23 protein-coding genes and 1 pseudogene are annotated in these 24731 nt (G+C 70.2%); 9 read left to right on the plus strand and 15 right to left on the minus strand.

The window, feature by feature from the left end; all coding sequences use genetic code 11:
• Window positions 1-54: 54 nt before the first annotated feature.
• Window positions 55-3384 carry an HtaA domain-containing protein gene (locus AC2D10_RS09710; RefSeq protein WP_484707405.1) on the minus strand — a complete coding sequence of 1110 codons (3330 nt, stop codon included), beginning with the start codon at window positions 3382-3384 and terminating at the stop codon, window positions 55-57.
• Between the two features lie 161 nt (window positions 3385-3545).
• Here AC2D10_RS09710 and AC2D10_RS09715 point away from each other — a divergent pair, with 161 nt between their 5' ends.
• From AC2D10_RS09715 to AC2D10_RS09725, 3 genes and pseudogenes are all read left to right on the plus strand, one after another.
• Window positions 3546-4652, plus strand: a complete 1107-nt coding sequence (locus AC2D10_RS09715; protein WP_484707407.1) for a heme/hemin ABC transporter substrate-binding protein — start codon at window positions 3546-3548, stop codon at window positions 4650-4652.
• A pseudogene (locus AC2D10_RS09720) lies at window positions 4649-5721 on the plus strand (FecCD family ABC transporter permease). The gene AC2D10_RS09715 and the pseudogene AC2D10_RS09720 overlap by 4 nt, the downstream one beginning before the upstream one ends.
• Complete coding sequence (locus AC2D10_RS09725) at window positions 5718-6491, plus strand: heme ABC transporter ATP-binding protein (protein ID WP_484707409.1); 774 nt, start codon at window positions 5718-5720, stop codon at window positions 6489-6491. Before AC2D10_RS09720 ends, AC2D10_RS09725 begins: the two are co-directional and overlap by 4 nt.
• 12 nt (window positions 6492-6503) lie before the next feature.
• Here the strand turns inward: AC2D10_RS09725 and AC2D10_RS09730 are convergent, their stop codons facing one another.
• Complete coding sequence (locus AC2D10_RS09730) at window positions 6504-6995, minus strand: hypothetical protein (protein WP_484707411.1); 492 nt, start codon at window positions 6993-6995, stop codon at window positions 6504-6506.
• A gap of 205 nt (window positions 6996-7200) precedes the next feature.
• On the opposite strand from AC2D10_RS09730, the gene AC2D10_RS09735 reads away from it, so the two are divergent.
• A complete protein-coding gene (locus AC2D10_RS09735) occupies window positions 7201-8532 on the plus strand; it encodes an AMP-binding protein (RefSeq protein ID WP_484707412.1) in 1332 nt (443 codons plus the stop codon).
• Between the two features lie 13 nt (window positions 8533-8545).
• On the opposite strand, the gene AC2D10_RS09740 is transcribed toward AC2D10_RS09735, so the two are convergent.
• Both AC2D10_RS09740 and AC2D10_RS09745 read right to left on the minus strand, forming a co-directional pair.
• Window positions 8546-9016 carry an MEKHLA domain-containing protein gene (locus AC2D10_RS09740; protein WP_484707413.1) on the minus strand — a complete coding sequence of 157 codons (471 nt, stop codon included), beginning with the start codon at window positions 9014-9016 and terminating at the stop codon, window positions 8546-8548.
• A gap of 26 nt (window positions 9017-9042) precedes the next feature.
• Window positions 9043-9414, minus strand: coding sequence for a sterol carrier family protein (locus AC2D10_RS09745; RefSeq protein WP_484707415.1), 372 nt, complete (start codon window positions 9412-9414; stop codon window positions 9043-9045).
• A 76-nt stretch (window positions 9415-9490) separates the two neighbouring features.
• On the opposite strand from AC2D10_RS09745, the gene AC2D10_RS09750 reads away from it, so the two are divergent.
• The gene (locus AC2D10_RS09750; RefSeq protein WP_484707416.1) at window positions 9491-10162 is read left to right on the plus strand and encodes an NUDIX hydrolase; all 672 of its coding nucleotides are present in this window, start codon (window positions 9491-9493) and stop codon (window positions 10160-10162) included.
• A 37-nt stretch (window positions 10163-10199) separates the two neighbouring features.
• Entirely contained in the window at window positions 10200-11477 is a 1278-nt protein-coding gene (gene purD / locus AC2D10_RS09755) for a phosphoribosylamine--glycine ligase (protein ID WP_484707417.1), read from the plus strand.
• A 180-nt stretch (window positions 11478-11657) separates the two neighbouring features.
• Here the strand turns inward: purD and AC2D10_RS09760 are convergent, their stop codons facing one another.
• The 3 genes from AC2D10_RS09760 to AC2D10_RS09770 all read right to left on the minus strand — a co-directional run bounded on the left by AC2D10_RS09760 (window position 11658) and on the right by AC2D10_RS09770 (window position 14479).
• Complete coding sequence (locus AC2D10_RS09760; protein WP_484707418.1) at window positions 11658-12386, minus strand: amino acid ABC transporter ATP-binding protein; 729 nt, start codon at window positions 12384-12386, stop codon at window positions 11658-11660.
• Window positions 12383-13861: an amino acid ABC transporter substrate-binding protein/permease gene (locus tag AC2D10_RS09765; protein ID WP_484707420.1), complete on the minus strand. Its 1479-nt coding sequence runs from the start codon at window positions 13859-13861 to the stop codon at window positions 12383-12385. Before AC2D10_RS09765 ends, AC2D10_RS09760 begins: the two co-directional genes overlap by 4 nt.
• A gap of 87 nt (window positions 13862-13948) precedes the next feature.
• On the minus strand, window positions 13949-14479 hold the full coding sequence (locus tag AC2D10_RS09770; RefSeq protein ID WP_484707422.1) for a GNAT family N-acetyltransferase: 531 nt from the start codon (window positions 14477-14479) through the stop codon (window positions 13949-13951).
• 128 nt (window positions 14480-14607) lie between these two features.
• Between AC2D10_RS09770 and AC2D10_RS09775 the strand changes: the two genes are divergently transcribed.
• Complete coding sequence (locus tag AC2D10_RS09775; protein WP_484707423.1) at window positions 14608-14826, plus strand: hypothetical protein; 219 nt, start codon at window positions 14608-14610, stop codon at window positions 14824-14826.
• A 74-nt stretch (window positions 14827-14900) separates the two neighbouring features.
• Here AC2D10_RS09775 and AC2D10_RS09780 read toward each other — a convergent pair whose 3' ends face one another.
• Window positions 14901-16424: a DHA2 family efflux MFS transporter permease subunit gene (locus tag AC2D10_RS09780; protein WP_484707424.1), complete on the minus strand. Its 1524-nt coding sequence runs from the start codon at window positions 16422-16424 to the stop codon at window positions 14901-14903.
• Window positions 16425-16514: 90 nt separating this feature from the next.
• Window positions 16515-16730, minus strand: coding sequence for a hypervirulence associated TUDOR domain-containing protein (locus tag AC2D10_RS09785; RefSeq protein ID WP_484707426.1), 216 nt, complete (start codon window positions 16728-16730; stop codon window positions 16515-16517).
• A gap of 75 nt (window positions 16731-16805) precedes the next feature.
• Between AC2D10_RS09785 and AC2D10_RS09790 the strand changes: the two genes are divergently transcribed.
• Window positions 16806-17684 (plus strand): phosphoribosylaminoimidazolesuccinocarboxamide synthase, encoded by an 879-nt coding sequence (locus AC2D10_RS09790; protein ID WP_484707428.1) that lies wholly within the window; start codon window positions 16806-16808, stop codon window positions 17682-17684.
• 14 nt (window positions 17685-17698) lie between these two features.
• On the opposite strand, the gene AC2D10_RS09795 is transcribed toward AC2D10_RS09790, so the two are convergent.
• The gene (locus AC2D10_RS09795) at window positions 17699-18088 is read right to left on the minus strand and encodes a type II toxin-antitoxin system VapC family toxin (RefSeq protein WP_484707429.1); all 390 of its coding nucleotides are present in this window, start codon (window positions 18086-18088) and stop codon (window positions 17699-17701) included.
• A complete protein-coding gene (locus tag AC2D10_RS09800; RefSeq protein WP_484707430.1) occupies window positions 18085-18348 on the minus strand; it encodes a type II toxin-antitoxin system VapB family antitoxin in 264 nt (87 codons plus the stop codon). Before AC2D10_RS09800 ends, AC2D10_RS09795 begins: the two co-directional genes overlap by 4 nt.
• A 113-nt stretch (window positions 18349-18461) precedes the next feature.
• On the opposite strand from AC2D10_RS09800, the gene AC2D10_RS09805 reads away from it, so the two are divergent.
• Window positions 18462-19817, plus strand: a complete 1356-nt coding sequence (locus tag AC2D10_RS09805) for a uracil-xanthine permease family protein (protein ID WP_484707431.1) — start codon at window positions 18462-18464, stop codon at window positions 19815-19817.
• A gap of 69 nt (window positions 19818-19886) precedes the next feature.
• Here AC2D10_RS09805 and AC2D10_RS09810 read toward each other — a convergent pair whose 3' ends face one another.
• Genes AC2D10_RS09810 through AC2D10_RS09825 form a run of 4 tightly spaced genes read right to left on the minus strand, consistent with a single transcriptional unit; the run spans window position 19887 to window position 24727 of the window.
• Window positions 19887-21617 carry an acetyl/propionyl/methylcrotonyl-CoA carboxylase subunit alpha gene (locus tag AC2D10_RS09810; RefSeq protein ID WP_484707433.1) on the minus strand — a complete coding sequence of 577 codons (1731 nt, stop codon included), beginning with the start codon at window positions 21615-21617 and terminating at the stop codon, window positions 19887-19889.
• Window positions 21614-23161, minus strand: coding sequence for a 5-oxoprolinase subunit B/C family protein (locus AC2D10_RS09815; RefSeq protein ID WP_484707435.1), 1548 nt, complete (start codon window positions 23159-23161; stop codon window positions 21614-21616). The genes AC2D10_RS09810 and AC2D10_RS09815 overlap by 4 nt, the downstream gene beginning before the upstream one ends.
• Window positions 23161-23961, minus strand: a complete 801-nt coding sequence (locus AC2D10_RS09820; RefSeq protein WP_484707437.1) for a putative hydro-lyase — start codon at window positions 23959-23961, stop codon at window positions 23161-23163. Before AC2D10_RS09820 ends, AC2D10_RS09815 begins: the two co-directional genes overlap by 1 nt.
• A 1-nt stretch (window position 23962) precedes the next feature.
• Window positions 23963-24727: a LamB/YcsF family protein gene (locus AC2D10_RS09825; RefSeq protein ID WP_484707439.1), complete on the minus strand. Its 765-nt coding sequence runs from the start codon at window positions 24725-24727 to the stop codon at window positions 23963-23965.
• Window positions 24728-24731: the final 4 nt, after the last annotated feature.

Consider the following 24731-nt stretch of genomic DNA (forward strand, 5'->3'; position numbering starts at 1 on the left):
CCCACCGCTCCGGAGCATGCGCACGTTGCAGGGAGAATTACCGGATCACCCGCGTCACGCCTCGGTCGTGACCTCCGCCGACTCGGCAGTGCGGCTGCGCCGGCCGATCAGCACGCCGCCCGCACCCGCCAGGGCCACGACGACCAGTCCGCCGACGATCCACGGCCACACGGGCGCGGCGTCGGGAGCGGCCGCAGTCGTCACGGCGGTCACCGCGGTGGCGGCATCCGATTCGGGTTCCTCCTCGACCGGAGCGGCGACGCCGCACTCGGCGTTCACCGGGATCACGGCGGACACCGGGTCGAGCGCCTCCCCTGCCGCGTACGTGCCGAAGGCCGCAGCGCCCGCCTCGGTGAGCGTGGTGGGGATCGCGTCGAGCGTCAGCGTGCCGTCGACGATCGCCGCGTCACTGAGTGCGAACTCCGCGAGTCGCACGCCGGGCTGGTCGACGCTGGCGCCGTCCTGGGTGGTGCCGATGATGTCGAAGACCAGGTATCCGGTGTCGCCCGCCAGCTCGACGCGGGCGTTCGCGAGTGTGGTGTTCAGCGCCCCGCCGTGACCGGTGAACGCGATGCTTCCGCCGTAGGTGACGAGTCCGGTGCGGTGGGCGTCGTCGAGCGAACCGGTGCCGTTCGTCCACACGTAGTCCGGGTACTCGTAGGCCACGTCGGCGAGGGTCCAGCCGCCCTGCGCGATGCCCTCGATGTAGGTGCGGAACGACTCCTTGTATCCCCAGTTCAGCGAAGCACCCTCGACGGTGCACGCGCCCATCACGGCCGGCTCCCGCGTCAGCGTGAACTCCAGCCCTCGGCTCACCGAGCCCTGCAGGGTCAGGGTGTGCGCGCCGTCTTCGAGGCTGGCAGGGAGTGATCCGTTCCAGCTCGCGACACCCGAGGCATCGGCGGTCACCGTGTCGAGCAGCACGGGGGTCGAGTACACGACGACCTTGATGCCGGTCTCGTTCGGCTGGAATCCGGATGCCGAGAACGTCGCCGCCTTGCCCGACTGGAGGGCGGCAAGGTCGGCCTCTCCGATCTGGATGCCGGTGCTCGCCGGCGGTGCAGCTGGGAGCGTGTCCGTGGCCTTCACGACTGCGGCGGCCACGGTGCCGGTCGTGCCGACGGGGGCCGCGGCGACCGAGCCGATCGTGAACGACACGGGGTCGAGCGTGGTCGAGAAGCCCGAGAGCACCCGGTCGCGTCCGTCTGCGGTGAGTGTCGCGGGCGCCGACGAGTACGTCACGGCACCGTTCGCGGTGACCACTGCGGCCCGGCTGAGGTCGAGCGTCGCGAACGCGACCTGCACGCCGCCGTGGGTCACGAACAGGGTCGCCGCATCCGCCGAGCCGATGCGGATCTGCGGATTCGACACGGTCACGTCGAGCACGCCCGCGTGGCCGGTGAACCGCACGGAACCGCGATACACGACGCTGCCGAGGCCGGTCGCGGGGTCGTAGTCGCCGCCCACCGTCTGACCGAACTGGAACAGTCCGCCCGAGCGGGTCGCTCCGCCTGAGACATCGATCGCACCCTTGGCGATCTGGCCGGTCACGTACTCCGAGAACGAGCTCGAGATCGCCCAGCGCAGCGAACCGCCGGGAACGGTTGCCACCGGCGCGGTCGGGGTGGTGGGCGGAGCGGTCGGCGGGGTCGGCACCTCGGGCTCCTCGGGCTGCGCGCCGAGCAGCGCCGTCCACTGCTCGTCGGTGATCATCACGGCCGTGCGGGCGTGGATGGTGTCGGCCGTGGGCAGCGAGTGCTGCTTCCAGACGATCACCTCGTAGGTCTTCGCGCGGTCGAGCAGCGCGGCGGCGGCCGTGAGATCGGCCTCGAACGCTCCACCCGTGATGCCGCGCACGTACTGCATGGCCAGGAAGCCGCCGCCCGCGGTGATGTCGGCCTCGGTGCCCGTCTCGATCAGGGCGACGTAGGCGCCGGTGATGTCGCCGAGCCTCGTCGCCGATGCGGTCACGGTCAGTCCGTCTGCCGCCGTCGCCGCCTTCACGCTCGCGGCGACCGTGGCGACCGGGGGCGTGGAGCCGTAGTCCAGGGGTACGCTGCGCTCCTGATCGGCGTTGACGACGCCTCCGGCGCCGTAGGTGTAGACGCCGTACGCGCCCGGCGTGGCCGCGGCATCCTTCAACGTCAGCGTCGCCTGGAAGGTGCCGTCGGCGGCGATGCCGACCCACTGCGAGCGGATCGCATTCTGATACTGGGCGGGAACCTGCGCGAGCACGCTCTCGTCGAGCGCCCAGGCCTGCGAGCCGACCGACCGCGTCGCACTCGCAGCGCCCGCAGACGGCTGCCACGTCTCGGCGAAGTTGCCGAACACGACGTACGTGCCCTGGGGAAGGTTCGCGGGGATCGGAACGCCGCGGCCGCCGACGTTGGCGGTCAGGTCGTAGCCGGAGCCCTTCACGACGATCGTGTCGCCGGCCTGCAGCGCGACGCCCTGCGCCGGGGTGGTGCCGTCGGCGAGGAACACGGCGATCGCGGGAACGAACGGCTCGGGCTCGGGGGCCAGCGCATCCCAGTCCGCGTCGCTGATCGCGAGGGCGGTGCGCGCCAGGATCGTGTCGGCGTTCGGGAGCGTGTGCTGCGTCCACACGATCACCTCGTAGGTGCGGGTGCGATCGAGCGCAGCGGCTGCCGCGGTCAGGTCGACGGTGAAAGCGCCACCGGTGATGCCGCGGACGTACTGCATCGCGAGGAAGCCGCCGCCGGCCGTGACGCCTGCTTCGGTTCCGGTCTCGATCAGTGCCGCATACACGCCGGTCGCGGCGCCGAAGTCGGAGCCGTTCACGGTGGCGGTGAGGCCCGAGGCATCGGCCGCGACGGCCGAGGTCACCGCGAGCGCGGGAGATTCCGTCGGCGTCGGCTCGACCGGGTCGGGCTCGACGGGGTCGGTCTCCTCGATGCCGTACACCGCATCCCACTGCGCGTCGGTGATGCTCACGTCGCCACGACCGTAGATGGTCGCGCTGTCGGGGTTCGAGTGCTGCTGCCACACGAGCACCTCGTACACCTGCGCGCGGTCGAGCTTGTCGACCGGCGCGGTCAGCGTGAACGAGCTCGCCCCCGCGGTCACGGCCGGGAACGGGATCGCGAAGGCGGCGTATCCACCCGCTCCGCTGAGGCCGGATTCGCTCCCCCGCACGATCAGGGCCGCATACGCGCTCGTGACGTCAGGGAGGCCGGTGGCGTCGACCTGCACGGTGACCCCCGCGGTGCTCGCCGCGGTCACCGAGGTGGCGACGGCGGCACCGGCGGCGTGCGCGGGCGGCGCGATGACGGCACCGGCTGCGAGCAGCAGGAAGGACAGGAATGTGGCGAGCAGAACGCGGATGCGGCTGCTCGCAGAGGATGCGGTGGCTGTGGTGTTCACGGGTCTCCACGGCTCCGGGCGCGCAGAAGAGACGCGCGTCGGCGGTGCCGCAATGCAGTCGGGGAGGGCGGAATATCGGGTGACGGTCGGCTCAGTCGAGCCCGATCCTGAGCGTAGGGGTGGAGCAGGAGATGCGTCAAGTTTTAGGATAGCCTTGCCTAATGCGCCGCGCTTCTGCCGTCCTCCTCGTCATCGTTCTCGGGCTCGGTCTGACCGCCTGTGCAGACCCGGACGCGAGCGCCGCTCCCGCGGCATCCGAGGCGGCCGACGCGTGTCCGCAGGCATCGATTCCCCTCGCCGACCTCCCCCTCGTCGACGACGTGCGCGCCGTGACCGGGGGCTCCACTGCGTGCCTGTCGAGCGACGCGATCGAGCCGGTCGACGACGACACGGCGCCTGCACTCCCCGTGACGGTGACCGACAGCGAGGGCCGCCAGGTCGAGATCTCCGACGTCGACCGCATTCTGCCGATCGACATCTCGGGCACCATCGCCTCGACCGTGTTCGCCCTCGGCCTCGGCGATCAGGTCGTGGGCCGCGACGCGTCGACGATGTTCACAGGCACCGAGGAGCTGCCCGTGGTGACGAAGACCGGGCACACGCTCAACGCCGAGGCGATCCTCGAACTCGCGCCGACCGTCATCCTCACCGACACGACCATCGGACCGAAGGAGATCCGACAGCAGCTGCGCGACGCCGGCATCGCGGTCGTCGTCATCTCGAGCGACCGCCGACTCGACACGACCGACGAGCTCGTCACCGAGATCGCCACCGCGCTCGGCGTGCCCACGCGCGGAGCGGCCCTGATCGAGCGACTCGACGCCGATCTCGCCGCGGAGCTGGCCGAGATCGCCGACGTCGTACCCCCCGAGGTCGAGGACCGTGCGCGCATGCTGTTCCTCTACGTGCGCGGCAACGCGAACGTGTACTACATCTTCGGCGAGGATTCCGGAGCCGATTCGCTGATCGACGCGGTGGGCGGCGTCGACGTCGCCGCCGAGATCGGCTGGGAGGGCATGAAGCCGATGACCGCCGAAGCACTCGTCGCGGCGCAGCCCGATGTGCTCGTGATGATGACCGACGGGCTGAAGTCGGTCGACGGCGTCGACGGCCTGATCGAACGCATCCCCGCGATCGCCCAGACGCCTGCCGGCGTCAACCGCCGCGTGATCGACATGGCCGACAGCGAGATCCTCAGCTTCGGCCCCCGCTCGGCCGACGTGCTCGGCGCCATCGCTCGCGCGCTCTACGCCCAGCCCACCACGTGAGCGGCGAGGTCGTCACGCGCACTCCTGCGAGCCATCGCGGGCTGCGCTTCACACTCGTGAGCGTCGGCCTGCTGGGCGCGCTCATCGTGACGTGCCTCGTGTCGATCACGAGCGGCCAGTACACGCTCTCCGCCACCGACCTGATCGGCGTGCTGCTGCGCGGCGTCGGCATCGACTCCGCCTGGGCACCGGAGTCGGCAACCGACTACGGCGTGATCTACACCCTGCGTCTGCCGCGGCTCGTGCTCGGGCTGCTGGTCGGCGCGGCCCTCGCCGTGTCGGGCGTGCTCATGCAGGCGATCTTCGGTAACCCGCTGGCGGATGCCGGCGTCGTCGGCGTCTCTTCGGGGGCGGCGTTGGGTGCGGCGGCCAGCATCACGCTGGGCCTTGCCTCGTTCGGGATGTGGACCACGCCCGCGTTCGCCTTCCTGGGCGGGCTGGCCGCGGTGCTCGCCGTCTACTTCCTCAGCCGTTCGGGCGGACGCACCGAGGTCGTGACCCTGCTGCTCACGGGCATCGCCATCAACGCGATCGCCGGGCCGGCATGGCGTTCCTCACGTTCCTCGGCACCACGTCGACCCGCGAGCAGATCGTGTTCTGGCAACTGGGGTCGCTGAACGGCGCGCTCTGGTCGAACGTCTCCCTGGTCTCCCCGCTGGTGGCGGTCGGGGTGGTCGTGGCGCTGATCGTCTCGCCGCGCCTCGACCTCTTCGCCCTCGGCGAGCGCACCGCGCGTCACCTCGGCGTCAACGTGGAGTTGCTGCGGATGCTGGTGATCGTCACCGTCGCGGTCCTGGTGTGCGCGGCCGTCGCCTTCGCGGGCATCATCGGTTTCGCCGGGCTGGTCGTGCCGCATCTGATGCGCATGATCATCGGCCCGGCCCACCTGCCGCTGATGATCGCCTCGGCGCTCGGCGGTGCGCTGCTGATCGCGCTGGCCGACCTCGTCGCGCGCACCGCGGTGCCGCTGGCCGACCTGCCGATCGGCATGATCACGTCGCTCGTGGGCGGGCCGTTCTTCCTCTGGCTGCTGGTGCGCACGCGGCGCCGTTCGGGCGGGTGGGCATGAACGCGCGGCTGCGGGCGCGCGGCATCACGGTGCGCGTGAGTGCCGACCGGACCATCCTCGACGACGCCTCGATCGAGATCCGCGCGGGCGAGGTGCACGCGCTGATCGGGCCCAACGGTGCGGGCAAGTCGACGCTGTTCGGTGTGCTCGCCGGCGATGTCGCTCCGCACGAGGGATCGGTGACACTCGACGACGCCGCACTCACCGGCATCCGTCCGCAGGATCTCGCCCGCGCCCGCGCGGTGCTGCTGCAGGAGAACGCGGTGTCGTTCCCTTTCAGTGCCGAGCAGGTGGTGCGGATGGGTCGTGCGCCCTGGGCGCGCACCGACGCAGCGGACGATGACGACCAAATCGTGGCAGCGGCGATGACGGCGACCGAGGTGCTGCCGCTGGCCGCCCGCGCGGTCACCTCACTGTCGGGCGGCGAGCGCGCCCGCGTGGCGTTGGCCCGCGTACTGGCGCAGCGCACCGGCATCCTGCTGCTCGACGAGCCGACCGCCGCCCTCGACCTGAAGCATCACGAAGACGTGATGCGGTTGATCCGCGCGCAAGCCGATGCGGGCATCGCGGTCGCGATCGTGCTGCACGATCTGAACGCCGCCCTCGCCCACGCCGACCGGGTGACTCTGCTCGACGACGGCAGGGTCGCCGCCGGCGGCACCCCGGCCGAGGTGCTCACCGCCGCGCGGATCGAAGCGGTCTACGGGCAGCCGGTCGACGTCTTCCCGCATCCGGTGACCGGCGTGCCGCTGGTGGTCGCGCGGCGGTGAGCAGCCGGGCGCTCAGGAGACGTGCACGGGCACGCGCACCTCTGCCCCGCCCGGCGTGGAGACGCGCAGCACATACTCGCCCGGCGTCGAGGGGGTCTTGAAGGCATCGGTGAGTCGACCCTCGGGAAGCGCTCCGCCCACAGGCGTGATCAGCCGCAGGGGAGTGATCGGCGAGGAGACGCCGTTGCGTTCCCATGAATAGGTGAGGTCCCCGACGCGTGCGCCCTCGACGACGACGCTGATCTGGGTGATGTACTTGGCGACCGCCGCCTTCACGGTCACCACCCCGAGGTACTGGGAGCCGGAGGTCGCCTCGCCCGAGACGAGGGCGATCTGGCCCGCCAGCCCGGTGCTGTCCAGCGTCGCCTGCTCAGAGGCCCGGAGGTCGTCGACCGGCGCGGCCGATGCCGAGGTGCCGACGGCGAGGCCGGCGATGAGGACCGCCGCTCCGATCGACGCCTGGACCGGACGCGCGACGCGCTGCAGGATGCTTTTCTCGTTCATGAAATTCCCCGTTCTTCTCGATGTGTGGCAGCAGTCAATCAGCCGCTGAGCGCCTGCAGGCCGGATCGGGGATGCAACATCGGGCGGTCGCGCATGAGGGAGTCGCATGCGTCTCGCCGCCTGTCAGCGCGCGGCCGTCCGTATTCTTGGACTCAGATCAGGAACTTATGAGTTAAGAGAGTTCCGCAGCGGGCGGGGGAAGCGAATGAGTCGGTATTGGGATCTCACGGGCGATGAGCCGGCGCTGCGCGGCCCCGGCTATCGCGTCACCCGAGCGCGGCTGCGGGTGCTCGTCGACGAGGCGAAGAGGGTGATGAGGCGGTCGGGCGTCGGCCCCTCTTCGACGCTGATCGTGCGGCTTCCGGCGAGCGCGTCGTTCGTGGCGCGCCTGTTGGCCGCATGGGAGCTCCGGGTCTGCGTCGGGGTCATCGACCACCGCGCCGAGAGGGGGACCTACGCCGACCTCGACGCATTCGCCACGCATGAGGTGTCGGTGGTGGGCAGCCGAGCCTCCGTCACTCCTCTCGCCCCGACCACGTCTCGCCGACCGGTGCCCGCAGGCACGTTCGGCATCCTGCAGTTCTCGTCGGGCACGACCGCTGCTCCGAAGCTCGTCGTCCGCACCGAAGAGGCGATCGTCGCCGAACTCGACCGGTACGAGCGCTTCGGTGCGGCCGTCGACGCCGCCCGGCAGAGCATCGTGCTGGCTTCCTCGGTCGCGCACAGCTGGGCGCTGTTCGCCGGGCTGCTGCTGTCGCTGCGCGCCCACCGCGAGGTCGTCTTCCCCGTCCGCTCCAATGCGGGCGAGCTCGGCCGGGCCCTGTCGACCGCCCCGTTCCCCTCCGTCCTGCTGGGCACGCCGCCGCACCTGGCGGCACTGCGATCGCTGAAGACCGTTCCCCGGGGTCTGGAAAGAGTCCTCATCGCCGGGGCGCAGCTCGGCGAGGCCGAGACCCGTAGCTTCGTCGCGGCGTTTCCCGCGGTGCAGGTCGGGCAGGTGTACGGGATGACGGAGACGGGAGTGATCGCGGCCGACTGGAACGGCGAGCACCCGGGGAGTGTCGGCCGGATCGCCGACGACCTCGTCCCTCGGGTGGACTCCGCCGGCCAACTGAGCCTGCTGCTTCCGTCGTCGCCGTACCTCGATCACGTCCGCACACAGCGGCACCCCACCCCGTATCTGCTGGAGACCGGCGACATCGTCGACCTCGACAGCGAGGGATGCCTGCGCGTCGAGGGGCGCATGAGCGGATACGTGACGTTCCGCGGCATCCCGTTCCACTCCACAGCCCTCGAACGCCACCTGGCCGCGCACCTGGCGGGCCGGGGTGACGCCATCGCCGTGCTCGCCGACGAGCGCATCGAGGTCTACGTCGAGGGTGGACAGCAGGCGCTCCACGCCGTCGCCGCCGCCGTCGGCTCGCTGCCGCCCGAGATGTCGCCCGACGCGGTCCACCTGGTGTCCGCCATCCCCCGCACTCCCGCGGGTAAGGCACTGCGGCGGCGAGAACTGCTGCAGGAGCTCGTGGTCGACTGAGACCGCGTCTCGGTCAGCGCAGGGGCCGTGTGACCTCGAGCAGGATCGCCGCCTGAGCGATGCGCGCGCCGGCGTCATGGCGCACGTTCCACACCACCGAGTCCTCGATCCAGAAGGTCTCCCCCGACTTCATGACGCGGCGGCCGCGGTACCCCGCGCAGTAGTCGCGCTCCTCGAGGTCGGCGAACAGGCGGGCTCGCTCCTCCCGGTCCTGACCGGCGCATGCCGAGAGGCGCGAGGGCAGGCCGACGAACTCTTCGGCCGGATACCCGAAGAGCTCCAGTGCGGTGTGATTCGCGTAGATGAATCGCGGGTCCTCGGCGATGTCATGAGCCAGCAGGGCGAAGGGAGCGCGCCGATGGATCCACTCTCCGCGCTGCGCGTCGACGTCAAGGCCGGGCGGAACCGGGAAGGGCTCTCCGAGCAGGGTCCGGTAGGAGTTCTCCAGCGCCCTCAGCAGGGGCGCGTCATTCAGCGTGTCCACCCGTGCATCAGACCACGGGGCGCGGGTCAGGGGCGAACCGGCAGAATATCAGCGAGGTCGGCGCGGGTTCCCGAGGCGTGGATGCGCCCGGCGCTCGCGGCATCCGACCAGTGCTCTGCCCCGGTGGCGACCGCGATCCAGGTGGCGGCATCCATCTCGACGACGTTCGGCGGCGTGCCCCGGGTGTGCCGCGGGCCCTGGATGACCTGCACGGCGCCGAACGGCGGCACCCGCACCTCGACGCTGTTGCCGGGTGCCTTCTCGTCGAGCAGCTGCAGCAGGTAGCGCACCGCGGTGGCGAGATCGGTGCGTGCGGGCTTCGCGCCCGCCGCATCCGCCGAGCGCACGGCGTCGAGCGCACGGCGTCCGTCGATGATGTCGATCTTGCGCGAGGGCATGGGAACCAGGGTACGCGGACGCGGTCGCGCGGGCACGCGCCGCCCGTTCACCGAGTGCACGGCCTAGGCTCGGAGCATGAGTTCGCAGCATCCGGAAGGCGCCCGCGCCGAGCTGCTCGCTGCCGCGTCGGCGGCATCGTGGAACCGATCGTTCCCCGCGCTGCTCGACCCGGAGACCGCGCACGATGCCGCGGTGCTGATCCTGTTCGGCGTGCTGGATCATCAGCCCGCGCCCGCCGGTTTCGCCCCGGTCGCCCGCGACCTCGACGTGCTGCTGCAGCGGCGCGCGTCGACGCTGTCGTCGCACCCGGGTCAGGTGTCGTTCCCGGGCGGGCGCACCGAGCCCGACGACGCGGATGCCGTGGCCACCGCGCTGCGCGAAGCTCAGGAGGAGACGGGGCTCGACCCCACGGGCGTCGAGATCCTGGCCACGCTGCCCGAGATCCCGCTCGCCGCCAGCAACCACCGCGTGACCCCGGTGCTGGGCTGGTGGCGGACGCCCTCGCGCGTCGCGGCGGTCGATCACGCCGAGACCGTCGAGGTGTTCCGCGTTCCCGTGGCGCAGCTGCTCGACCCCGCGACCCGCTACACCTCGGTGCGCCCCTACGGCGACCAGACCTTCCGTGCGCCGGCGTTCGACGTCGACGGCACGATCGTGTGGGGCTTCACGGCGATGGTGCTCAGCGGCCTGTTCGACGCGGCCGGATGGACCGTGCCGTGGAACGTCGACGACGAGCGACCGGTCTGAGCCTTCGCCGCTCCGCGAGCGTCGGTAGTCTGAACGGGTGAAGATTCTCGTCCTCGGTTCCGGTGCCCGTGAGCACGCGATCATCCTCGCCCTGCGGGCAGAGCAGACGGAGCACGAGATCTTCGTCGCTCCCGGCAATGCGGGCATCGCGCAGGACGCGACGCCGGTGCAGCTCGACCCGCTCGATGGCGGTGCGGTCACCACGTTCGCCAACGAGCACGCGATCGACCTCGTCGTCATCGGTCCGGAGGCCCCGCTCGTGGCCGGGGTCGCCGACGCACTGCGTGGCCGCGGCATCCCGGTGTTCGGCCCGGGCAAGGCCGCCGCGCAGCTCGAGGGATCGAAGTCCTTCGCCAAGCGCATCATGGACGAGGCCGGTGTTCCGACCGGCCGTGCCGCCCGCGCGACCACGGTGGCCGAGGTCGAGGCCGCGTTCGACGAACTGGGCGCCCCGCACGTCGTGAAGGCCGACGGTCTCGCCGCGGGCAAGGGCGTCATCGTCACCTCCGACCGCGCCGAGGCGCTCGCCCACGCCGAGCAGTACCTGCCGTCCGGGCCGGTGCTCATCGAGGAGTTCCTCTCCGGCCCCGAGGTCTCGCTGTTCTTCCTGAGCGACGGCGACACAGTGCGTGCGCTCAGCCCCGCGCAGGACTTCAAACGCGCGTACGACGGCGACGCCGGACCCAACACCGGCGGCATGGGCGCGTACTCGCCGCTGCCGTGGCTCGCGGAGCAGTTCGGCAGCGAGCAGGAGTTCACAGCCCAGGTCACGCGCGACGTCGCCCTTCCGGTGATCCGCCAGCTCGACGCCGAGGGCACCCCGTTCATCGGGCTGCTGTACGCGGGACTCATCCTGACGCCGGCCGGTGTGCGGGTGATCGAGTTCAACGCGCGCTTCGGCGACCCCGAGACGCAGATCGTGCTGCCGCGCCTGGTCACCCCGCTGTCGGAGCTGCTGTTCGCGGCGGCATCGGGCACGCTCGAGGATCAGCCCGAGCCGGTCTTCAGTGACGAGGTCGCCATCACCGTGGTGCTCGCGAGCGAGGGTTACCCCGAGGCGCCGCAGACCGGTCGCCCGATCGAGGGGCTGGCCGACGCCGCGGCGGTCGAGGGCGTGCGCATCGTGCACGCGGCGACGGCGAGTCCGGATGCCCCCGGCGGATCACTCATCGCGACCGGTGGCCGCGTGCTGAACGTCGTGGCCGTGGCATCCGACTTCCGCACCGCCCGCGATCGCGCGTACGAGGCGATCCGCCACATCCGCCTCGAGGGCTCGCACCACCGCACCGACATCGCCGCCCGCGTCGCGGACTGACGCGCGCGCCGCCCGCCCCCTCCCCCTCCCCCTCTACCTCCACCTCCGCCGAGTGCACGGCTTAGCGCCGAATGCACGGCCTCTTGACGCGAAGAAGCCGTGCACTCGGCGAGCGGGAGAGTGGAGCGCGGGGCGAGCGGGAGAGTGGAGCGCGGGGCGGGCGGGCGAGGGATGCCGGGGCTACAGCACCTTCGAGAGGAAGTCCTTCAGGCGTTCGTTCTTCGGGGCACCGAACAGGTCAGCGGGAGCGGCTTCCTCGACGACGACACCGGCATCCATGAAGACCGTGCGGTCGGACACCTCGCGGGCGAAGCCCATCTCGTGCGTCACGAGCACCATCGTCATGCCGCCCTCGGCGAGATCGCGGATCACCTGCAGCACCTCCCCCACCATCTCGGGGTCGAGCGCGCTGGTGGCCTCGTCGAAGAGCATGATCTCGGGGTCCATCGCGAGCGCGCGAGCGATGGCCACGCGCTGCTTCTGCCCGCCCGAGAGCGAAGCGGGCTTGGCATCCGCCTTTTCCGCCAGCCCCACGCGCTCGAGCAGCGACATCGCCCGCGTGCGGGCATCGGCCTTCGACAGTCGCCCCAGCTCGATCGGCGCGAGGGTGATGTTCTCAACGACCGTCATGTGCGGGAACAGGTTGAAGTGCTGGAAGACCATCCCGATGCGCTGGCGCACCTCGTCGAGCTTCACACTCTTGTCGGTCAGGTCGACGCCGTCGATGACGACCTCGCCCGAGGTGGGCTCCTCGAGCTTGTTGAGGCAGCGCAGCAGCGTCGACTTTCCCGACCCCGAGGGGCCGATGACCGCGACGACCTCGCCGTCGTCGACCGTGAGGTCGATGCCCTGGAGCACGTGGTTGCTTCCGAACGACTTGTGCAGGTTCTGCACGGCGATCTTGCTCATGCGGTGAACGTCCTCTCGAGGCGATTCGCGAGCAGCGTCAGCAGCGTGATCACGACGAAGTAGATGATGGCGACGATCGTCAGCACCTGCGCCGACAGGTACGTCGAGGCGATGATCTGACGCGAGGCGAACGTGAGTTCGGCGAGACCGATCACACTGATCAGCGACGTGTCCTTGAGGGTGATGATGCCCTGGTTCACGAACGACGGAATCATGATGCGGAACGCCTGCGGCAGCACGACCTTCTGCATCGTCTTCCAGTGGCCGAGTCCGAGCGAGCGCGACGCCTCGGCCTGGCCGGGATCGACCGCTTGGATGCCGCCACGGATGATCTCGGTCATGTACGCCCCCGTGTTCAGCGAGAGCGTGATGGCGCCCGCGACGAACGGGTTGAACTGCAGACCGGGGAACAGCTGTGGCACGGCGAAGAACACGAAGAACGCCTGCACCAGGATCGGGGTGCCACGGAAGACGTACACGTACGCGGTCGCCAGCCAGCGGAACGGCAGGAAGGTCGAGATGCGTCCGAACCCGAACACGATGCCCAGGACGAAGGCGGCGACCAGCGCGACGAGGGTCGCGAGGATCGTCAGCCACAGACCGCTCATGAGTGCGGGCCAGTACTGCACCGCGACCGAGATGATGCCGGTCGGCTGCGTGCTCGTCTCGCCCTCGCTCAGGTACGTGTCGACGATCTCGTCGTACTCGCCCGATTCCTGCAGGTTCGCGAGCCCCTCGTTGAACATCGCGAGCAGTTCGGGGTTCGTGCCCTTGTTGACCGCGAAGCCGTACTCGCCGCCGAGCTCCGGCTCGCCCACGAGACGGAATCCGGATCCCTGCTGGATGCCGTAGGCCAGCACCGGGAAGTCCTCGAAGTAGCCGACGGCCTGGCCGGCCTTCACGGCGTCGACCATGTCGGTCGTGTCACTGTAGGGCGTGACGCGGAAGCCGTACTCGTCCTGGTTCTCCTCGGCGAAGGTCTGGCCCTGCGTACCGGTCTTGACCGCCACGGTCTTGCCGTCGAGGTCGTCGAGCGACTCGATGTCGCTCGCGTCGAGCACGCCGAGCTGGATTCCACTGGTGAAGTACGGCTCGCTGAAGTCGAACGTCTGCTGACGTTCCTCGGTGATCGACATGCCGGCCATGACGGCATCCACCTGGTTGGACTGCAGCGCCTGCAGGGCCGCGTCGAACCCGAGCTGGCGGATCTCGACTTCGAAGCCCTGGTCTTCGGCGATCGCACGGAGCAGGTCCATGTCGATGCCGACGAGCTCGCCCTCGGCGTTCGTGAACTCGAACGGCGCGAACGTCGTGTCGGTGCCGATGACGTACGTGTCGGTCTCGGTCTCGGCGTGCGCGGCGGCGGTGCCACCGAGCAGCGCGCCGACGGCCACGAAGGCCGTCAGCACCGTGGCCGTGGCGACGCGCCCCAGTCGGTGCAGCCTCCCGGCCGCGGATGAGGGATTTCGGATCACGACGGGTGCTCCTCCGAGTCGGCGATGACGACCGGACGGGCGCCGAGAATCCACCCTAGTCAACAGTCGCGCCCGTCTCGGGCCCGGCTACAGCGTGATCCAGTACCGGCGGACGAGGGTGTAACCGCGCTCGGACTGGTCGCGGACGTCCTGCAGCACTCCGCCGTTGCGCTCGATCGTGCGCGCCGAGGCTTCGTTGTCGTCGTCGCAGGTGACCATCACACGGTCGAGTCCGAGCTCGCGGGCGCGGTCCAGTCCGAGAGCGAGTGCCGCGGACGCATAGCCCCGACGACGCCGCGACGCCCGGACCGCGTAACCGATGTGGCCGCCGACCTCGCGCAGGTAGTCGTTCAGCGTGTGCCGGAACGACAGGAAGCCGACGACCTCGCCCTCATCGAGGATCCAGTAGAGGTCGTTGTGCACGGCACCGGCCGGCAGCTGCGCCGTGGTGTCGGAGAGCATTGCCGCCTTCTCGATCAGGGCGTCGAGCGTCGCACGATCGGGGGTGACCGGCGCCGTCAGACCCGATCCGTCCACGTGGCCGTCGCCGAACTCGGCGACTGCGGCCGCCCAGCTGTCGAAGAGGGCGGTGGTGGGAGGCACGAGCGCAACGGTCATCGCACGATGAAATCACGCGCTCCGTCCGGACCGCAAAACGGGGTTGCGGCCTGAGCCGCGCGATATGCCGGAACTCGATGGCTCGCGGACCTGGCGACGGAGGACGCCGGTTCTAGGATCACACCATCATGGATGAAAGCGAAGAAATGCATGTCATCGAGATCCGAATCGGCATCTTGTCTCACGACCGAACAGCGAGAGACCTCCGAGGGGAGATCGCCGAGCTGCTGGAGCGTCAGCCATACGCCGCAAACCCTTGGTCGTTGACCGTCGTGGACTCCCCCGAGCTCGCAGTCGACTACAGCGAGCTGTTCGATCAAGCAAAGATCGAACGCGGCCTACAGTGAGCGCGCCACTGCGGAACTCGCCGTGACGCCGCCTGGCCTCCGCCGTTTCGATGGCCCGGAGGCCAGGCCTAGGTTCAGCCCTTCGCCGCCCCGGCAGACTGCGGCACACCGCGAAGGAACAGCGACGCGACGAGCGCGACCACGATCACGACGGCGGGCAGCAGGATCGCCTGCGCCATGCCAGCGGAGAACCCGTCGGCGACGGCATCCGGAAGCGTGCCGCCGCCGATCGCACCACCGGTCGCATCATCCATCCCCGGCAGGTTCGCCTCGAGGCGGGCCTGCATGAAGGCGGCGATCGATGCCGAGCCGACGACCGAGCCGACGGTGCGGGTCGTGTTGTAGATGCCGGCTCCGGCACCGGCCTGCGCCATCGGCAGACGCCGGGTCGCCGTCGTCGCGAGCGGCCCCCACATGCCGGCGCTACCGATGCCGAGCAGCGCCGAGGGGAACAGGAACATCCAGGTCGGGGTGTCCATGTTCACCAGCGCGGAGTACCAGAACAGCGCACCGCCGACGGCGAGGAGGCCGGGGATGAGGATGACGCGGGGGTCGGTGCGATCGAGGATCCGGCCGGCGAGGGGCGCGAGCACACCCGACAGCACAGCCATCGGGATCATCAGCAGCGCGGCCTGGGTGGGTGCGAGGCCACAGGCGGTCTGCAGGAAGAACATCAGCGGCAGAGACATGCTCGTCACCGTGAAGCCGACCGCGGCGATCGCGACGTTCGAGGCCGAGAAGTTGCGGTCGCGGAACAGGTCGAGCGGCACCAGCGGCTCGGACTTCGTGCGGCGCTGCTGCACGATGAACAGCGCGAGCACGACGACCCCGGCGATGATCAGGCCCCACACCGAGATCGGACCCCAGATGACGCCCCAGTCGTACTTCTCGCCCTCCTGCAGCCCGAAGACCACGAGGAAGATCGCGACGGCGCTGAGCACCACGCCGACGATGTCGAAGCGGTGCGGGTTGGTCTTCAGCTTGGGAACGAGACGCCACGCGAGCACGAACGCCACGACGCCGACGGGGAGGTTGACGAAGAAGATCCACTCCCACCCGAGGCTGTCGACCAGCACACCGCCGAGCAGCGGTCCCACCAGTGTCGCGACGCCCGCCGTCGCACCCCAGAGGCCCATCGCCGCTCCGCGCCGATCCGCCGGGAAGGTGCGGGTGATCACGGCCATGGTCTGCGGGGTCATGAACGCCGCACCCAGACCCTGCGCCGCGCGAGCGACGATGAGTCCCTCGAGCGACGTCGACAGCCCGCACCACAGCGACGCGAGCGTGAAGATCGCGAGACCGATCAGGTAGATGTTCTTCGGACCGAAACGGTCGCCGAGACGGCCGGTGATCAGCAGCGGCACGGCGTAGGCCAGCAGATAGGCGCTGGTGACCCACACGACGTTGTCGAGGTTGTTGGTGTCGGGGTCGAGCGCGGCCTTGATCGCCGGGTTCGCGACCGAGACGATCGTCGTGTCGACGAGGATCATGAAGAAGCCGATCACGAGCGCCCACAGCGCCGGCCACGGACTCTTCGGACGATGCCCCACTTCGAACGTGCCCGTGTCGGGTCCGGTCGTCTGGCGTGATTCGGTCATTGCTGCGCACCCTTTCGCTGAGTCAGGAAGCTCGGCGTCGAGCAGCATACGCCTGTTCGGAGAACGCGACGGCCGATCCTGGTCGGCTCGTCAGCTCGTCAGCTTGCGCAGCGCCGACCCCTTGTGCGCGGCCTCGTCTCCGCTCTTCTCCGACTTCACGATGTACGCGGGATCGTCGTCGGATGCCGTGAACTTCTGCCCCGCGAAGGTGAAGTCCTTCGTCTTCTTCTCCTCGACGGTGCCGTGCGTGCGCCCCTGCGACGTGTTCCAGCTGACCCGGTCGCCCTTCGACAGATTCTTCGTCATGATTCCTCGTTCCTCGTGTTCCGTCGAGCATCGCCCATCTGCGATCGCCGCGGCAGGGGTTGACATAATGGGCGGGTGAGCACACCTTCAGAAGGCACGGCAGAGAGCATCCCCGGCTGGCGGCACCTCTACTCGGGCAAGGTCCGCGACCTGTACGCCTCGGAGGATCCGGCCGACACCCGCATCCTGGTGGTGGCGAGCGACCGGGTCAGCGCGTTCGACTTCGTGCTCTCGCCCGGCATCCCCGAGAAGGGCGCGCTGCTCACCCGCCTGAGCCGCTGGTGGTTCGCGCAGCTCGACGATGTTCCGAACCACCTCGCCGACGGCGACATGCCCGACGCCGTCGCCGACCGCGCGATGCTCGCGCAGTCTCTCGAGATGCTGCCGATCGAATGCGTCGTCCGTGGGTACATCACGGGCTCCGGCTGGGCGGAGTATCAGGAGAGCGGCACCGTCTGCGGCATCCCGCTCCCCGCCGGACTGCAGAACGGCGACCGCCTGCCCGAGCCACTGTTCACTCCCGCGTACAAGGCGCCGATGGGTGAGCACGACGAGAACATCACCTTCGAGCAGACCGTCGAGCTCGTGGGTGCGGAGCGAGCGGAGGAGTTGCGCGCGGCCTCCCTCGCGATCTACTCCCGGGCCGCGGCGATCGCCGAGGAGAAGGGCCTGATCCTCGCCGACACGAAGTTCGAGTTCGGGACGGATGCCGACGGCACGCTGCGCCTCGCCGACGAGGTGCTCACGAGCGACTCCTCCCGTTACTGGGACGCCGAGGCCTGGAAGAACGGCACGACTCCGCAGGAGCGGATGGCGAGCTTCGACAAGCAGATCGTGCGCGACTGGCTGGCCGCGAACTGGGACAAGCAGGGCGAGCCGCCCGTGCTTCCGGACGACATCGTCGGGCGCACGGCCGACCGCTACCGGGAACTGCTCGGGCGTCTCGGGGTGTAGTCGGGGCCTGTGGCTCAATACATGCGGCGCACATCGGTGTGCGTGAAGTCGTCGCCCTTGTAGAGCAGCGGTTCGTCACGGGCGATCGCGAGCGCGTACGAGAAGCAGTCGCCGTAGTTGAGGCGGGCGGCGTGCCCGGAGCCACGGCCGTACGCCAGATTTGCGCGGCCCATCAGCCGTGCCTGATCGATGTCGACGGGCTGGACGGAGACACCGGCGTCTCGAAGCATCGCTTCGACCTCACGCATTCCGGCATCGCCCGCGATTCGACCGGCGACGATGAAAGCTTCCGCGAGCGTACCTGCAGAGATGGCGACCTGGTTGTCGGCGAGCGTCTGGACGAACTTCGGTCCCTCCGGCTCCCCCTTGAGGATCGCAATCAGCGCTGACGTGTCGACGATCATCGCGGCAGCCCGTTCTCGTCGTACATCTCATCCATGATCTCCTCGTACGAGGGTCCCGTCACCGGGAGCGCTCGGAAGCGCGCGACCACAGCCTCGATGGCCGCACGCTTGCGCTCGACCTCGGCTTCCTTCGTCTGCTGCAGCTCCGCGAGGCGCCGGCGGACGGCGTCTTCCACCGCACTCGTCTGACTCTGCCCGGTCAGCGCCGCGAGTTGACGCACGAGCTCATGCGTCGTCTCGTTCTTGATGTTTAGGCTCATGTCTACCATTCTACCTTTCGCGTCTACCCTGGTAGAAGCATCCAGGGAAAACTCAGGAATCGATAGTGTTGCTCCAGCACTCCCCCTTCCCCCGAACCTTCAGAGGAGCTCGCATGCCCGTGTGGAAGATCCACGGAAACGGCCGCACGGTCGAAGCCGGCGCCGTCGTCACCCCCGAAGAACGCCTGAACTGGCCCGCCACGATCGCGATCGGCGCCCAGCACGTGGTCGCGATGTTCGGTGCCACCTTCCTCGTGCCCACGCTGACCGGCTTCCCGGTGTCGACCACCCTGCTGTTCAGCGGCATCGGCACCATCCTCTTCCTGCTGATCACCAAGAACCGGCTGCCCAGCTACCTCGGCTCCTCGTTCGCGTTCATCGCCCCCATCACGGCAGCGGTCGCCGCGGGCAACATGGGCTCGGCGCTGGCCGGAGTCGTCGCCGTCGGAATCCTGCTGACCGTCGTCGGACTCGTGGTGCAGTTCGCTGGCCTGCGCTGGGTCGACGCGCTGATGCCCCCGGTGGTCGCCGGCGCGATCGTCGCACTGATCGGCTTCAACCTCGCGCCCACCGCGTGGAGCAACTACCAGCTCGACCCGGTCACCGCGACCATCACGCTCGTCGCGATCATCGTGTTCGCGGTGCTGTTCCGTGGCTTCCTCGGGCGCATCTCGATCTTCCTCGGCGTCGCGGTCGGCTTCGTCTACGCGGCCTTCACCGGCTCGTTCGAGGTTCCGAACGCCCTGCGCGGCGGCAAGACGCCCGCCGAGCTGATCGCCGACGCACCCTGGATCGGCCTGCCCGAGTTCCACCTTCCCGACTTCGTCGAGCCCGGCACCTGGTCGACCATCGCGATGTTCCTGCCGGTCGTTCTGGTGCTCGTCGCCGAGAACGTCGGACACGTGCGCGGCGTGGCCAGCATGACCGAGGACCCCGCGATCAACAAGAACACCGGTCGCGCGCTGATCGCCGACGGTGTCGCCACGACGCTCGCCGGCGGCTTCGGTGGATCGGGCACCACCACGTACGGCGAGAACATCGGTGTGATGGCCGCCACGCGGGTGTACTCCACCGCCGTGTACTGGGTGGCCGGACTCTTCGCGATCCTGCTCGCGTTCTCACCCAAGGTCGGCGAGGTGTTCAACTCGATCCCCGCGGGCGTGCTGGGCGGGGCGACCACCGCGCTGTACGGACTCATCGGCATCATCGGCATCAAGATCTGGGTCGACAGCCGCGTGGACTTCTCGCGCCCGGTGAACCAGTACACCGCCGCGGTCTCGCTCGTGATCGGCATCGCAGGCTTCTCGATGCAGCTCGGCGACTTCGCGTTCGGCGGCATCGTGCTCGGCACGGTCGCGGCGCTGCTGATCTACCACGTGGGCAACCTGATCGCGCGTGCGCGCAAGACCGGCGCGGACGACCCGCGGCCGCTCGAGCCGGTCGGTCCGCTCGGCGGCGACCCGGCGTAGGCGGCTGCGGCTGCGGCTGCGGCTGCGGCTGCGGCTGCGGCTGCGGCTCAGCGGACAGCCGTGCACAACTCAGTCGATGACGGCGAGCACCGCGTCGGCGGGGACCGCGGCCGACAGCTCGGCCCGCTGTGCCAGCGTTCCCGCGCGGTGGGCGGCGACGGTGGTCTCCATCTTCATCGCGTCGAGCACCGCCACGGGGTCGCCCTCAGCCACGGTCGACCCGTCATCGACGAGCCAGCGCACCAGCGTGCCGGGTGCCGGCGAGCGCAGTTCGGTCGGATCGGCCGCGGGCGGCTCGACCACCGCACCGGCCGCCTGACCGAATCCGGCGAGTAGCGCGGCCGGCAGACCCAACACCACGCGCCGGCCGTCGATCTCGACGGCGAAGCGCTGCAACGCGGCATCCGCCACGGGCTCCGGACGCAGCTGCAGGTCCAGTGCGGGCAGCAGCGTGCGCTCGATCCACTGGGTGTGCACCGCGAAGGTGTCGGTGGCGAAGGCCGGGTCGTCGAGCGCAAGCAGATCGAACGGCACGACGGTCGCCGGGCCCTCGACCACGAGCTCACGCAGGGCCCGCCGGGCGCGCACGAGAGCGGCGTCGCGGGATGCGGCGTGCACGATCAGCTTCGCGATCATCGAGTCGAACGCCGGCTGCACGACGTCGCCCTCCTCGATGCCGCTGTCCCAGCGCACGCCCGGTCCGCCCGGAGTGCGCAATCGATCGACGCGACCGGGGCTGGGCAGGAAGCCGCGGCCCGGATCCTCGGCGTTGATGCGGAACTCGAAGGTGTGCCCGGCCGGCGTCGGGGTCTCGGACAGAGACATCCCCTCTCCGAACGCGATGCGGAACTGCTCGCGCACGAGATCGACGCCGGTGACCTCCTCGGTGACCGGATGCTCCACCTGAAGCCGGGTGTTGACCTCGAGGAACGAGATCGTGCCGTCGGCGGCGAGCAGGAACTCCACGGTGCCCGCCCCGCGATACTGCACCTCGGCGCAGATCGACCGCGCGGCATCGTGGAACTGTGCGCGCTGAGCGTCGGAGAGTCCGGGCGCCGGGGCCTCCTCGATGAGCTTCTGGTTGCGGCGCTGCATCGAACAGTCGCGGTCGCCCACGACCACCACGCCGCCGAGCCCGTCTCCCAGCACCTGCACCTCGATGTGTCGCGGGCTCTCGAGGAAGCGCTCCACGAAGCACTCGCCCCGGCCGAACGCCGCGATCGCCTCGCGGGTCGCCGCGTCGAAGGCCTCGGCGACGTCCGCGAGCTCGTGCACGACCTTGAGCCCGCGTCCTCCCCCGCCGAACGCCGCCTTGATCGCGATGGGGAGTCCGTGCTGCTCCGCGAAGACCACCGCCTCTTCGGGTCCGGCGAGCGGCTGGTCGGTGCCGGCAGCGAGCGGAGCGCCCACTCGCTGCGCGATCCGCCGCGCGGTCATCTTGTCGCCCAGTGCATCGATGCTCTCGGGTGTCGGCCCGACCCAGATCAGACCGGCATCCTCGACGGCCCGCGCGAACGCCGCGCTCTCCGAGAGGAATCCGTAGCCGGGGTGCACGGCATCCGCGCCGGTCCGCCGTGCGGCGTCGAGCAGCGCGTCCACCGACAGATAGGTCGTCGCGGCCGTGTCGCCTCCGAGGCCGACGGCCTCATCGGCCAGGCGCACGTGCAGGGCATCGGCATCCTGATCCGCATACACCGCGACCGACGTGTACCCGGCTTCGGCGCAGGCACGGATGATGCGCACGGCGATCTCGCCGCGGTTCGCGATCAGCACCCTCGGCGGGGTCGGAACCGTGTTCATGAGGTCTCCTTGATAATGAAGCGCAGACGTACGCCCGGCGAGAGCTGACCGGCGAGGTCGAGACTGCGGTCGGTCACCGCGCCGATGATCGGGTAACCGCCGGTGAGCGGATGGTCGGGGAGGAACAGCACGGGCTGCCCGTCGGGCGGCACCTGGATGGCCCCGGTGACGGCACCTTCGCTGGGCAGCTCCCCGCCGATGGACCTCTCCAGCGGCACGTCGCCCTGCAGGCGGATGCCGACACGATCCGAGCGCGGGGTGACGGTCCACTCCTGGCTCGTGAGTGCCGCGATCGCCTCGGCGCTGAACCAGTCGTCACGGGGGCCGAGTGTGATCTCGAGCGACACGACGTCGCCGGGTGCCGGAAGGTCGCGCTCGACAGCCTCGGGCTCGACGGGACGCACGGCCGAATGACCGACGGCGACGACCGCGCCGGCGCTCAGCGGCTCGGGGCCGAGGCCCGCGAGAGTGTCGGCGGCGCGACTGCCCAGAGCCGCGGCCGCGTCGATTCCCCCGCGCACTCCGATGACGTAGCGGAGCCCGCGTTCCGGATGGCCGAGGGTCAGCTCATCGCCGTCGACCGTGGCGAAGGGCGCGCCGTGCGGCACATCGCGCTCGGCACCGTCGGCCGGGGTCAAGGTGATCGAGCCGACCGCGCCCGTGACCGCGGCGACGCCCGCTCCGCGGAATCGCAGCACCGCTCCGCCCACGCTCTCGAGCACCGCGGTGGTCGGCGCGTTGCCCACCGCCCGGTTCGCGTCACGCATCGCGCGCCGGTCGGCGGCACCGGATGCCGAGACGCCGAGGGCCGCGAAGCCCGGGCGCCCGGCATCCTGCACGAGCAGCTGCAGGGAGGGTCGGACGATCTCGACGGCCGGGCCGTCGACGACGCGCGGCTCCGCGGCCGGTTCGGGGTGGTGATCGGCGAGCAGCGCCTGCGCCCGCACCTGCGTGAAGCGCACCGCAGTGCCCGGCGACAGCAGCGCCGGCGGGTCGCGGTCGATGTCCCACATCACGGCATCCGTGCGACCGATCAGCTGCCACCCGCCGGGGCTCTCGCGGGGATACACCCCGGTGAACTGACCGGCGAGGGCGACGGAACCCGCAGGCACCCGCGTGCGCGGCGACGACCGCCGCGGCACGTCGAAGAGAGGGGCATCGCTCACGACGTATCCGAAGCCGGGGGCGAAGCCCGAGAACGCGACACGCCAGTCGGCCGCGAGATGGCGGTTCACGAGCTCGGCGGCCGAGACACCCAGCAGCGACGCAGCCTCGTCGAGATCCTCCCCGTCGTAGCGCACCGGCACCGTGACCTCGCCGACGCCCGGCAGCTGTGTGGCGTCGACCTCGGTCGCCGCCAGCACGGCCGCGAGATCGGCGGCCGCCACCTCCAGCGGATCGAAGCGCACGAGCACCGTGCGGGCCCCCGGAATGCGCTCGAGCACGCCCGGCACGCCCTCCCACGCGAGGTTCAGGCGCATCGCCTGGTCGAGGTCGGACGCCTCGACCAGCAGGGCACGATCGGATGCCGTGAGGATGCGCATCAGACCAGGTACTCCGCGTCCGGCACATCGGTGACGAACATGTACCCGGGCGCATGCGTGACGGCGAACGGCGGCTTCGAGGCCATGATCGCGGCCTGCGGGGTGACACCGCACGCCCAGAACACCGGCACCTCGCCGTCGCGCACCTCAGGGGCGTCTCCGAAGTCCGGCGTCGACAGGTCGGTGATCCCGAGGGATGCCGGATCGCCGATGTGCACCGGCGCTCCGTGAACGGCGGGAGTGCGCCCCGAGATCCGCACCGCATCGGCGACGCGTCCCGCAGGGATCGGTCGCATCGACACGACCATCTCGCCACGAAGGCGGCCCGCGGGCGTGCACGGGACGGAGGTGCGGTACATCGGCACGTTGCGGCCGAGCTCCTGGTGGCGGATCGGGATGCCGGCCTGCACGAGCCCGGTCTCGAACGTGAAGCTGCATCCGATGAGGAAGGAGACCAGGTCGGGATGCTCTGCCCACGCCGCCCGCGCATCGGTGACCTCCTCGGTCAGCTCGCCGTCGCGCCAGATGCGGTAGCGGCCGATGTCCGTGCGGATGTCGCTGCCCGGCGCGAGCCGCGACTCCACCTGGCCCTGTTCGATGACCTCGAGCACGGGGCACGGCTTCGGGTTGCGTTGCGTGAACAGCAAGGTCTCGAACGCCCAGTCGGCCGGCACCGCGATGAGGTTCGCCTGCGTCAGACCCGCGGCAATCCCGCTGGTCGGCTCGGCGTGCCCTCCGCGATGCGCGGTGCGGGCCGCCCGCGCGTCGGCGAGCTGATCGATGGTGGCGAGGACGGTCATGTCAGGCCTGCACGAACGGCGCGATCGTGATGCCGGCGTCCTGCAGCATCCGCTTCGTCTCGGCCGCCATCGCGACCGACCCCGGGCTGTCGCCGTGCACGCAGATCGACTGCGCTGCCACCGGCACGTCCGTGCCGTCGATCGCCCGGATCACGCCATCGGTGGCCAGACGCACCATCCGCTCGGCGACCGCCTCGGGGTCGTGCAGCACGGCCCCCGCCTCGGTACGCGAGACGAGCTGACCGTCGGGCTGATAGGCGCGGTCGGCGAAGGCCTCGGCGGCGACCGCGAGTCCGGCGCGCTCCGCGACGTCGAGCACCACACCCCCCGCGAGACCGAGCAGGACCAGGCTCGGGTCGATCGCCCGGATTGCGGCCACCACGTCCTTCGACTGCCGTTCGTCGCGCGCGATCGTGTTGTACAGCGCCCCGTGCGGCTTGACGTAGGCGACGCGTCCGCCGACGGCAGCAGCGAGGCCCATGAGCGCGCCGAGCTGATACTCGACGTGCGCCTGCAGGGTGGCCGAGTCGATGTCGACCTTCGTGCGCCCGAAGTTCTCGTAGTCGCGGTACCCCGGGTGCGCGCCGATCACGACGCCGCCCTGCACGGCCGCCGCGAGCGTCTCGCGGATGCCCTCCGGGCTGCCGGCGTGGAACCCGCACGACACGTTCGCGCTGGTGACGAGCTGCAGCATGCTCTCGTCGTCGCTCACGATGCGGTCGGCGACGTTCTCGCCGAGGTCCGAGTTCAGGTCGATCGAGGTCATGCGA

It is taken from the genome of Microbacterium sp. PI-SA-G (assembly GCF_057215335.1).

What these genes read in the sequence shown, in the direction of transcription:
- AC2D10_RS09805 (WP_484707431.1), top strand. Translation starts at nt 18,462, where the DNA reads ATGCCCGTGTGGAAGATCCACGGAAACGGCCGCACGGTCGAAGCCGGC.
- AC2D10_RS09745 (WP_484707415.1), bottom strand. Translation starts at nt 9,414, where the DNA reads ATGCCCTCGCGCAAGATCGACATCATCGACGGACGCCGTGCGCTCGAC.
- AC2D10_RS09775 (WP_484707423.1), top strand. Translation starts at nt 14,608, where the DNA reads ATGGATGAAAGCGAAGAAATGCATGTCATCGAGATCCGAATCGGCATC.
- AC2D10_RS09760 (WP_484707418.1), bottom strand. Translation starts at nt 12,386, where the DNA reads ATGAGCAAGATCGCCGTGCAGAACCTGCACAAGTCGTTCGGAAGCAAC.
- AC2D10_RS09770 (WP_484707422.1), bottom strand. Translation starts at nt 14,479, where the DNA reads ATGACCGTTGCGCTCGTGCCTCCCACCACCGCCCTCTTCGACAGCTGG.
- AC2D10_RS09730 (WP_484707411.1), bottom strand. Translation starts at nt 6,995, where the DNA reads ATGAACGAGAAAAGCATCCTGCAGCGCGTCGCGCGTCCGGTCCAGGCG.
- AC2D10_RS09815 (WP_484707435.1), bottom strand. Translation starts at nt 23,161, where the DNA reads ATGCGCATCCTCACGGCATCCGATCGTGCCCTGCTGGTCGAGGCGTCC.
- AC2D10_RS09725 (WP_484707409.1), top strand. Translation starts at nt 5,718, where the DNA reads ATGAACGCGCGGCTGCGGGCGCGCGGCATCACGGTGCGCGTGAGTGCC.
- AC2D10_RS09785 (WP_484707426.1), bottom strand. Translation starts at nt 16,730, where the DNA reads ATGACGAAGAATCTGTCGAAGGGCGACCGGGTCAGCTGGAACACGTCG.
- AC2D10_RS09820 (WP_484707437.1), bottom strand. Translation starts at nt 23,961, where the DNA reads ATGACCGTCCTCGCCACCATCGATCAGCTCGCCGACGCGCGGGCGGCC.
- AC2D10_RS09800 (WP_484707430.1), bottom strand. Translation starts at nt 18,348, where the DNA reads ATGAGCCTAAACATCAAGAACGAGACGACGCATGAGCTCGTGCGTCAA.
- AC2D10_RS09825 (WP_484707439.1), bottom strand. Translation starts at nt 24,727, where the DNA reads ATGACCTCGATCGACCTGAACTCGGACCTCGGCGAGAACGTCGCCGAC.
- AC2D10_RS09750 (WP_484707416.1), top strand. Translation starts at nt 9,491, where the DNA reads ATGAGTTCGCAGCATCCGGAAGGCGCCCGCGCCGAGCTGCTCGCTGCC.
- AC2D10_RS09795 (WP_484707429.1), bottom strand. Translation starts at nt 18,088, where the DNA reads ATGATCGTCGACACGTCAGCGCTGATTGCGATCCTCAAGGGGGAGCCG.
- AC2D10_RS09810 (WP_484707433.1), bottom strand. Translation starts at nt 21,617, where the DNA reads ATGAACACGGTTCCGACCCCGCCGAGGGTGCTGATCGCGAACCGCGGC.
- AC2D10_RS09735 (WP_484707412.1), top strand. Translation starts at nt 7,201, where the DNA reads ATGAGTCGGTATTGGGATCTCACGGGCGATGAGCCGGCGCTGCGCGGC.
- AC2D10_RS09715 (WP_484707407.1), top strand. Translation starts at nt 3,546, where the DNA reads ATGCGCCGCGCTTCTGCCGTCCTCCTCGTCATCGTTCTCGGGCTCGGT.
- AC2D10_RS09780 (WP_484707424.1), bottom strand. Translation starts at nt 16,424, where the DNA reads ATGACCGAATCACGCCAGACGACCGGACCCGACACGGGCACGTTCGAA.